Source organism: Loktanella atrilutea, assembly GCF_900128995.1.
GTDB lineage: Bacteria > Pseudomonadota > Alphaproteobacteria > Rhodobacterales > Rhodobacteraceae > Loktanella > Loktanella atrilutea.
On the sequence record NZ_FQUE01000031.1, the window covers coordinates 1 to 7503 of the forward strand.

The 7503-nt window shown below is 57.9% G+C and carries 9 protein-coding genes and 1 pseudogene; 6 read left to right on the plus strand and 4 right to left on the minus strand.

The window, feature by feature from the left end:
- Nucleotides 1-421 precede the first annotated feature (421 nt).
- On the minus strand, nucleotides 422-964 hold the full coding sequence (locus BUA54_RS20145) for a D-alanine--D-alanine ligase (RefSeq protein ID WP_072859030.1): 543 nt from the start codon (nucleotides 962-964) through the stop codon (nucleotides 422-424).
- A gap of 570 nt (nucleotides 965-1534) precedes the next feature.
- Between BUA54_RS20145 and BUA54_RS20150 the strand changes: the two genes are divergently transcribed.
- Nucleotides 1535-2275, plus strand: coding sequence for an SOS response-associated peptidase (locus BUA54_RS20150; RefSeq protein WP_245810844.1), 741 nt, complete (start codon nucleotides 1535-1537; stop codon nucleotides 2273-2275).
- A 61-nt stretch (nucleotides 2276-2336) separates the two neighbouring features.
- On the opposite strand, the gene BUA54_RS20155 is transcribed toward BUA54_RS20150, so the two are convergent.
- The gene (locus BUA54_RS20155) at nucleotides 2337-2657 is read right to left on the minus strand and encodes an H-NS histone family protein (protein ID WP_072859031.1); all 321 of its coding nucleotides are present in this window, start codon (nucleotides 2655-2657) and stop codon (nucleotides 2337-2339) included.
- A gap of 501 nt (nucleotides 2658-3158) precedes the next feature.
- Between BUA54_RS20155 and BUA54_RS21675 the strand changes: the two genes are divergently transcribed.
- The 4 genes and pseudogenes from BUA54_RS21675 (at nucleotide 3159) to BUA54_RS20165 (ending at nucleotide 4811) form a co-directional block, all read left to right on the plus strand.
- The gene (locus tag BUA54_RS21675; protein ID WP_245810851.1) at nucleotides 3159-3323 is read left to right on the plus strand and encodes a LexA family transcriptional regulator; all 165 of its coding nucleotides are present in this window, start codon (nucleotides 3159-3161) and stop codon (nucleotides 3321-3323) included.
- Between the two features lie 6 nt (nucleotides 3324-3329).
- Entirely contained in the window at nucleotides 3330-3593 is a 264-nt protein-coding gene (locus BUA54_RS21680) for a LexA family protein (protein WP_245810853.1), read from the plus strand.
- Nucleotides 3590-3868, plus strand: a pseudogene (locus BUA54_RS21955) (Y-family DNA polymerase); the annotation flags it as partial. The gene BUA54_RS21680 and the pseudogene BUA54_RS21955, both read left to right, overlap by 4 nt.
- A 25-nt stretch (nucleotides 3869-3893) precedes the next feature.
- A complete protein-coding gene (locus tag BUA54_RS20165) occupies nucleotides 3894-4811 on the plus strand; it encodes a DUF4113 domain-containing protein (protein ID WP_245810854.1) in 918 nt (305 codons plus the stop codon).
- Between the two features lie 69 nt (nucleotides 4812-4880).
- Here the strand turns inward: BUA54_RS20165 and BUA54_RS20170 are convergent, their stop codons facing one another.
- Nucleotides 4881-5768 (minus strand): LysR family transcriptional regulator, encoded by an 888-nt coding sequence (locus tag BUA54_RS20170; RefSeq protein ID WP_084114716.1) that lies wholly within the window; start codon nucleotides 5766-5768, stop codon nucleotides 4881-4883.
- A gap of 120 nt (nucleotides 5769-5888) precedes the next feature.
- On the opposite strand from BUA54_RS20170, the gene BUA54_RS20175 reads away from it, so the two are divergent.
- Complete coding sequence (locus BUA54_RS20175; RefSeq protein ID WP_072859033.1) at nucleotides 5889-6884, plus strand: hypothetical protein; 996 nt, start codon at nucleotides 5889-5891, stop codon at nucleotides 6882-6884.
- 200 nt (nucleotides 6885-7084) lie between these two features.
- On the opposite strand, the gene BUA54_RS20180 is transcribed toward BUA54_RS20175, so the two are convergent.
- Entirely contained in the window at nucleotides 7085-7366 is a 282-nt protein-coding gene (locus tag BUA54_RS20180; protein WP_072859034.1) for a DUF1275 family protein, read from the minus strand.
- Nucleotides 7367-7503: the final 137 nt, after the last annotated feature.

A 7503-nucleotide genomic window follows, 5' to 3' on the forward strand; every position in this document is an offset into this window, starting at 1 on the left:
GAGGCCGAAGCCAACTACTATGCGCAGCGTGCCGCGCTCGATATGGTCGCATAAAGTGAAGCAAACGGTCTCCGGCAAACCCGGCGCGGTTCACCCCGATCTTATATCATGGTCTTGATCAACGTAACGCTCCTCTGCTGGAGACTCTTCTGATGGACTTTGCTCATATCCCGTATGTCATTATGATCGGGGCTGTTTTCAGCTTCGTTGTATATGGCATTATCGATCAGATCCGGCTTGAACGTGCGGCCAGGGAAAGCCTTTTCGAAAGTTTCGACCAACTTGCGCGTCACTGGAATGATGTCTCCGAGACGGCTTCAGAAGATGTTTCCTCCCGGCGAGTGCAAAACAGAGATGGCTCTCTCGCAGAGCAGCGGCTTCGATCTGACCGATGCTGCGACACGCGCGAATAGCTGCTTCGTCAATTTTTGGCTGTATGAAACCGCGCCACACCATGAGTGATCAATCTGTCAATTAAATCCGGTGCATCGATCCCGCTTGCAGCCATTGCCTTCGGATACATGCTGATGTCAGTGAACCCTGGCATGGTATTCAGCTCGTTCACAACGAGCCCACCATCGGCTTTCAGAAAAAAATCGACGCGAGCCATTCCGTCGCATCCGACCGCTTGAAACGCCTGAGCGGCCATTGATCTGATCGACGCTTCCTTGCCGTCGGGAAGGGCGGCCGGAACGCGCAGTTCGGCCCCGTCCGGGTCAACGTATTTCGCATCGTAGCTATAGAAACCATGCTTGACGGACGGAACGATTTCACCCGGCCTTGAAACAAGCAGCGATCCGTCTGTCCCCTCTAAGACAGCGCATTCAATCTCGCGGCCCGTGATGTGTTCCTCCGCCAGCATCCGGTGATCGAGTTCGAAGCCGCTTGCCAGAATGGTTTGATACTCCTCGTCGGTTTGGACCTTTTCAACGCCGACAGACGATCCTTGCGTGACGGGCTTCAAGAAGAACTGAGCGCCCAGCTAGCGATACGGACGTCTCATATTGTGAATGTGTAACAATGTTTCTTTACATGTTGTGGCGACGAATATTCTCAACAATTTCAGTTACATGAAGCTCTTATCATCTGCGGTGAAACGGCGTTTACGGCGCGCCGGCGTGTTACCGGCGTAACGGGGCCGTAACGGGAATTGTAACAAGGTCAGAGCCATAGAAATAAGGCTTACTGCGTTCTCCTGTTACTATTTTACCAATATTTGAATCATATATATTATAATACTTACTCTCAGAGACTCTCTATCACACATATAAATATACTTGTTATGGCTGAGCGTAACAACGCCGGAAAACGCCACTTATCTGAACATTATCAATGTCTTACTGTGTTACGCCGCCCGTAGCAGGCCGTAACAGGCCACCGCTTTTTGCAAAAAAACATATTTATGACAGAGCGTTACCCTGTAACAAGAGTAGATCCCGCGGGTTCCTCCTATCTACCATGTATGCGCGCGATCGCTATACTCAGTCCGGCAAGTCGATCGACTTGTGAACGGGTTGGTTTGGCAGAGCGTCGAATGGCACTGTCAAAAAATCAGGTGTTGACGCGCCCTCAACGCTCTATCCTCGAATACATGTGCAACCTCTATTCCAACACGATGGCAAAGGACGCAATGCGACAGCTCTTCGCGGTCGTTGCGGCGCACGACGATCTCGGCAATGCAGAGCCTTTGACCGCCATTTTCCCGAAGGGCATGTCCCCCATCGTCGGCGTAAACGCCAACGGCACTCGCTGGCTGCAGACGGCGCACTGGGGCTTCGTCATGCCGCAGGTCTCCAAGAAGACCGGCAAGCCGATCCAGCCCAAGGCCGTGAACAACGCCCGCGACGACAAGCTTCGCACGTCGCGCTTTTGGACGAAGAGCTTCGAGGAGCGGCGCTGCCTGATCCCCGCGACGAGCTTCTGCGAGGCAAAGGGCCGCAACCCGGCAACCTACGTCTGGTTCGGCGTGGCGGGCGAGGGCGCGCGGCCACCCTTCGCCTTGGCTGGCGTCTGGCGCGCCTACAAGGGCAACTACGGCGGCGGCGAAGAACGTGAAATGATCACGAGCTCCATGGTCACCTCGACGCCGAACGAGCTGGTCAGGGAGACCCATCCGGACCGGATGCCGGTGATCCTCGATCCCGCGAATTACGCGCAATGGCTAACCGGCACGCCCGACGAGGCCTTCGCTCTGCTCAAGCCATTCCCGGCGGAGCGCATGGTGATCCACCAGAGCGGCGAGGGATTGAAGTCAGATCATGGCGGATTGGACTGACGGTGCGAAGGGGCAACCAGCCGGCGCCATTTAGGACATCGGCTGGCAGTGCCGGCTGAGGCTACATGATTAGAAAATCGTCTTTCAACTGCCCATTCTCCAGAGCATCCTTCATCCAATCCGGTTGACGGCCGCGTCCGGTCCAGGTCATCTCGGGATTTTCCGGATGGCGATATTTGGGAGGCGAGACCGTTTTACTTTTCTTCGGTGCCATTCCGGTCAGTTCGGCCAGAGAGTATCCATTCTCGCGTGCGGCGGCTTCAACTGCCGCAAGTGCAGCCTTACGCTGTTTGTCTTCATAGCCATCGATGGCCTTGCCGACGTCCTTCTGCAGCTTCTTGAGTTCGTCCAGCGACATGCTGTTCAGATCGATATCGGCCATTCTCATTCCCTCGTCTCATTCTCCCTGAAAATCGGGCATCTCGAATTATTTATATGCGATTGTCTGGGAATGAAATGCATTACAACGCATTTTAATCTGCACATTATCTTCGACGTCAAAAGTCGAGGGCGAGATAAGTCGCATTGGTAGCGTGGTCAGCAGGACTCGCCTGGAAGCCCAGGTCTGGATCATTGTGTGTCACTGACGAAAACAATTCTGCGCATCTCATCAGACCAGGAGAGCCAGCTGTTTCGCGGCGCAAATCCTGAAGATCGCGAGAGAGGGCCGCTGTCGGAAATTCTGTGCGAATGCCACCCTGGTCGATCCTCCGTGCAGGTCAGGCGCTATCAAGGGTGGGCAGAAGGGCGCAAGTCATCGTTCGGACGATATGCCGGCGAAGTCGCGAGAAGGGCATCGGCTGGCGTCGCGACACAGCTTGACACCTGCGAGCCGCATGGCGGATGTAAGGGAACAAAAATAGAACACCCTGCGGAGTCCGACATGCCTCTCCATCCCATCGAAGCTCCGATCCTCGCGGACAGCCAGATTATCGGGTTGCCGGCGATGCGGGTCAGCGCGGGCTTTCCCTCGCCCGCGGGTGACGACCTCGAGGATGAGATCGATCCCATCGCCTGGGTGGTCCGTCATCTGGCTTCGACTTTCTAGTGGCGGGTGGAAGGGGACTGCCTATGGGACGTCGGCATCCGCGACGGTGACATCATCGCGGCCGACCGCGCCGGCAAGCGGCGACTGGGACGCGCCGTCCTGGCCGTGGTGGAGGGAGCTGTCATGGCGAAGATCCTGCGCAAGCGGGATGGACGGTTCTACCTTGCCCCCGCCAACAGCCACGAACCATATCCCGACATCGAGCTGACCGAGGACAGCGAGATCTGGGGGGTCATTGCCGGTGTTGTGCGGCGGTATGATCTGGCGTGACACGGCCGTTCGCGATCAGCGACAGCGCAAACTTCTACGTCAGCGCCGAGCGCATCTTCGACCCGACCCTCAAGAATGTTCCAGTGATCCTGCTGTCGAACAACAACGGCTGCGCGATCGCGCGTAGCGACGAGGCCAAGGCTTTGGGCATCAAGATGGGCCAGCCGCTCCATCACATCCGCGATAAGGTCGCGGCCCATGGCATCCGGGTGTTCTCGTCGAACTACACACCTTCAATCAAGGTCTACTCGATTGACGAAGCCTTCCTGGACTTTACCGGGTTCAGGGGCCGCACCGCCCATGCCAAGGCGCTTCGGCGTGATATGCTGCGCCGGGTTGGGCGTGCCGGTGCGGGTCGGGAACGCGCCCACGAAGACGTTAGCCAAATGTGCGAACGAGATCGCCAAGAGCGACCCGATCTTCGCCGGCGTGCTCGTCATAATGGATCCGGGGGTCACGAACTGGCTGCTGCCACTGGTGCCCGTGAGCGACATCTGGGACATCGGACGGCGGACGCAGGCCAAGCTCCAGGGCATCGGCATCGGCACGGCGTTCCAGCTGCGGGACATAGCCCTGCGTCAGGCCCGCGCCGTCGGCACCGTCGTACTGGAGCGGACGATGCTGGAGTTGCAGGGGGAACCCAGCATCGCCCTCGAGGAGATCGAGCCGCAGCGCAAGGGTATGGCGATGACCCGATCGGCCGGCACGCCGATAACGGAATTTGATACGCTGTTCCAGGCCATCACTGCGCATGCGACCCGCGCGGCTAAGAAGCTGCGCCAGCATCGGCTGGTTGCTGGAACGCTTACGCTGTTCTTCTATACCAACCGTCACCGACCGGACCGGCCGCAATATGCCGGCTCCCGGTCGACGCGGCTGACGCCGATGTCGTCGGACACGTTCGACCTTGCTGGAGCGGCAAAGCGCTGTGCGTTGGCGGCTTGGCCGAAGATCGACAACACATCCTACGAGTTCACCAAGGCCGGCGTTATGCTTGACGATCTGCTGCCCTACGAGCAGCGGCCGCTGACGTTGTTCGATGCCCAGCGGGAAGGGGCGCCTGCACTGATGCAGGCGCTTGACGAGGTCAATGGGCGGTTCGGCAAGAAGACGATGGTCTTAGCAAGCGAAGGAATATTTCGGTCATGGCAGCTGCGGGCAGATCACCGCAGCCCGCGCTACACGACGCGGCTGAGCGATTTGCCAGTGGTGAGGTGATTGAGTTGGAATGGCGGCCTTCGCTGTGTTTTCCGCCAATGTCGGCTGAGCGGACCTTCCGGCCATTCCTTACCAATTTTGCAGCGTCCGGTCTTGTTCAAACTCCGAGGCGATCCACTCCACAACGCGAAGCACGTCCGGTTGTCTTACATGATCTTGCGACCAAGAAACGAAGAGCTGTTCGGTAGGCGGTGCTGGGCTGACCCACACCTCTACCAGACGCTTCCGCAATACATCGTTTTCAACAATGTAGGTCGGAGCTATGGCAACGCCGTGCCCCTCTATTGCTGCGTCCAGAGCCAGCGCAGATCGGTCGAAATTCAGCAGCTTGTGTTGGACGCGGTGCCCGGCCCCCTCGATCAAACCTTCCCATGTGCGATGCGCGTCCTGAAGCAACGGTAAGGTCAGCACTGTCTCCAATTCCATCGGCCAATTGGGTCTCGGGAAGTCTGGGCTGCATACAGCGATAAGGCGGATATCGGTCAATCGCCGCGCATTGTGAAACGGCCTTGGATCGAATGCTTTGCCCGGCCAGATGGCAATCTCGTTGCGGGCCAGGTTGCGTGTCAATTGCTGAGTGTGAACCTCGGTCCTGAGCGAGATACGAGGAAATCGGGCGGAGAAAACCTCCATGCGCGGCATCAGCCATTTCGCCGCTGTGGACGACCCGAGGTGAAGCATGATCTGCTCTCCATCTCGCCCGAGATCGGTAAACATCGTTTCGAGTGTGGCCAGGGCGTCGTCGACGGCCTCCCGCCAGCGCACACCTTCTGTGGTAAGCGTCACTCCTCGCGGCTGACGTTCCAGAAGGATCACTCCAAGGTCGATTTCGAGCTGTTTGATCCTTTGGGAAATAGCGCCGCGCGTCAGGTTCAACTCGTCCGCCGCGCGCTGAAGGTTGCAGTGTCGCGCCACGCAAGCGAACACCCGAAGGGAGTTGAGGTTCATTTGCTTCATCGACGGGGCCTAAGGCGTTAAGTTTTCTAAAGGCTCTCTCACGTATCCTGTTTTGTCAAACGGACGGACCGCGTCGATAAAGGGTCAGAAGCCCACGCGATGCCATTGAGGAGCAATCAGATGTCACACGCCGTTCGCATCGCCAGCACCGGCGATATACCACGCCTTGTCGATCTTCTTCTGCTGGACGCCAAGGAACGACATGTCATCGACCCAATCCTGTGGAAGATGGCCGCGGATGCACCGGCACAGATTGAAAAGGCGCTGGCCTTCGCGCTGACATCCGAGCAGCAGCCGTTCCGCCAGATATGGCAGGTTTCCGAGCGCAATGGAGCGATCACAGGCGTGATCCACTCAATGCGCCTTCCGGTGCCACCGATCTATGCAGGCGGACAAGGCGATCCGGGATTGATCCTGCCCGACAGCGCGGTCTCGCCCGACGCACCGGAGGGCACGGTCGATGCCCTTGTGTCAGCAGCGGAACGTGCCCTTACGGAGACCGGGGCAAAGATACTCTTGTCCAGCTATGTGACTGGCGAGCCTTGGCGAGACGTCTTTCAGGATCGCGGTTACGATCCGCTAACGCTCTACCTCTCCCGAACAGATCTCGGCGACGCCGGACGCCCCCAAACAGTCCGACTGGCCACCGAGTCTGACGTCCCCGGCATCGTCACGCGGGCAGCGGAAAACAAGCAGACCCTTTTCGAGATCGACCCCTTTTGGGAACAGCATTCCGATGCCGATGCCAGATTTACCGGCTGGATGAACCGAAGCCTGACGCTGCGTGACCGGGACATGATGGTTATGGGGGCGCCGGAAAACTTGAATGGCTACGTGATCGCTCAGCCCGCTTCACGGCTGCATTTTTCGCCGGCGCACGACATCACAGGAACAGGTGTCATCGACGACTATTACCACCCAGACCTCGCCGATCCCACGGTTCTTGCAAACGATGGCGAGGGCGCGACCACGCTTCTGCGCGCAGCCGAGGCCGCCTTTGCGGAAAGAGGCATGGGGGCTGCATTCGCGGTATGCCCCGCTGGATGGCGGTCCAAGATCGAAATGCTTGAGGCAGCAGGCTACAAGACCGCAATGGTCTGGTCCATCAAGCGGTAAGCTACTGTCCGCGCACAGTGCTGCATCCGGCAAAATGGGTTCGAAGCTGACCTTCGCCACACTGGTTGGGGTCGTTCAGAAACCAAGTTTTTTGGTAGACCAACACAAGGTCCGCTGTGCGGGACGAAGCCGCCTTTCGTTCCCACTCCGCCAATGTCCGCTTCGAACAACGCGCTGAAAGGGTCATTCATAGAAGGGCCTCAGAGACGATGTGCTCTGAGGGTTTCTGGGACTGCTATAAGTAGTAAGGAAGTCGCAGCAACAGTGAAAATCCAGAACCCGAGAATTTGGAACAACAGGGCACCGCAGAAACCGCCCAATGCAAAACAGGCGAGGGTCAAACTGTGCAGCCTGAGTTTAGGTATCGCTTCTTGCCGCAACTTTTGACCTCCCATCAATGCGGCCAGCTCTATGCCTACGTCAGTCGCCATTCCTGACACATGGGTGGTGCGGACCCGCGCCTGCGATATTTTAGTCGTCACAGCGTGACCTGCCCCCCGCAATATCCCTCAGCCTGATGTAGAGTTTGCTCAACCGTGAAGGAGCAGACGAATGAGAAAGAGCCGTTTCACCGAGGCGCAGATAATCGGGATGATCAAGGAGCAGGAGGCGGGCTTGC

Excerpts from the sequence above, each read along its gene's own strand:
- BUA54_RS20165 (WP_245810854.1), top strand. The coding sequence starts at position 3,894 with ATGCCAAGGCGCTTCGGCGTGATATGCTGCGCCGGGTTGGGCGTGCCG.
- BUA54_RS20175 (WP_072859033.1), top strand. The coding sequence starts at position 5,889 with ATGTCACACGCCGTTCGCATCGCCAGCACCGGCGATATACCACGCCTT.
- BUA54_RS20155 (WP_072859031.1), bottom strand. The coding sequence starts at position 2,657 with ATGGCCGATATCGATCTGAACAGCATGTCGCTGGACGAACTCAAGAAG.
- BUA54_RS20150 (WP_245810844.1), top strand. The coding sequence starts at position 1,535 with ATGGCACTGTCAAAAAATCAGGTGTTGACGCGCCCTCAACGCTCTATC.
- BUA54_RS21675 (WP_245810851.1), top strand. The coding sequence starts at position 3,159 with ATGCCTCTCCATCCCATCGAAGCTCCGATCCTCGCGGACAGCCAGATT.
- BUA54_RS20170 (WP_084114716.1), bottom strand. The coding sequence starts at position 5,768 with ATGAAGCAAATGAACCTCAACTCCCTTCGGGTGTTCGCTTGCGTGGCG.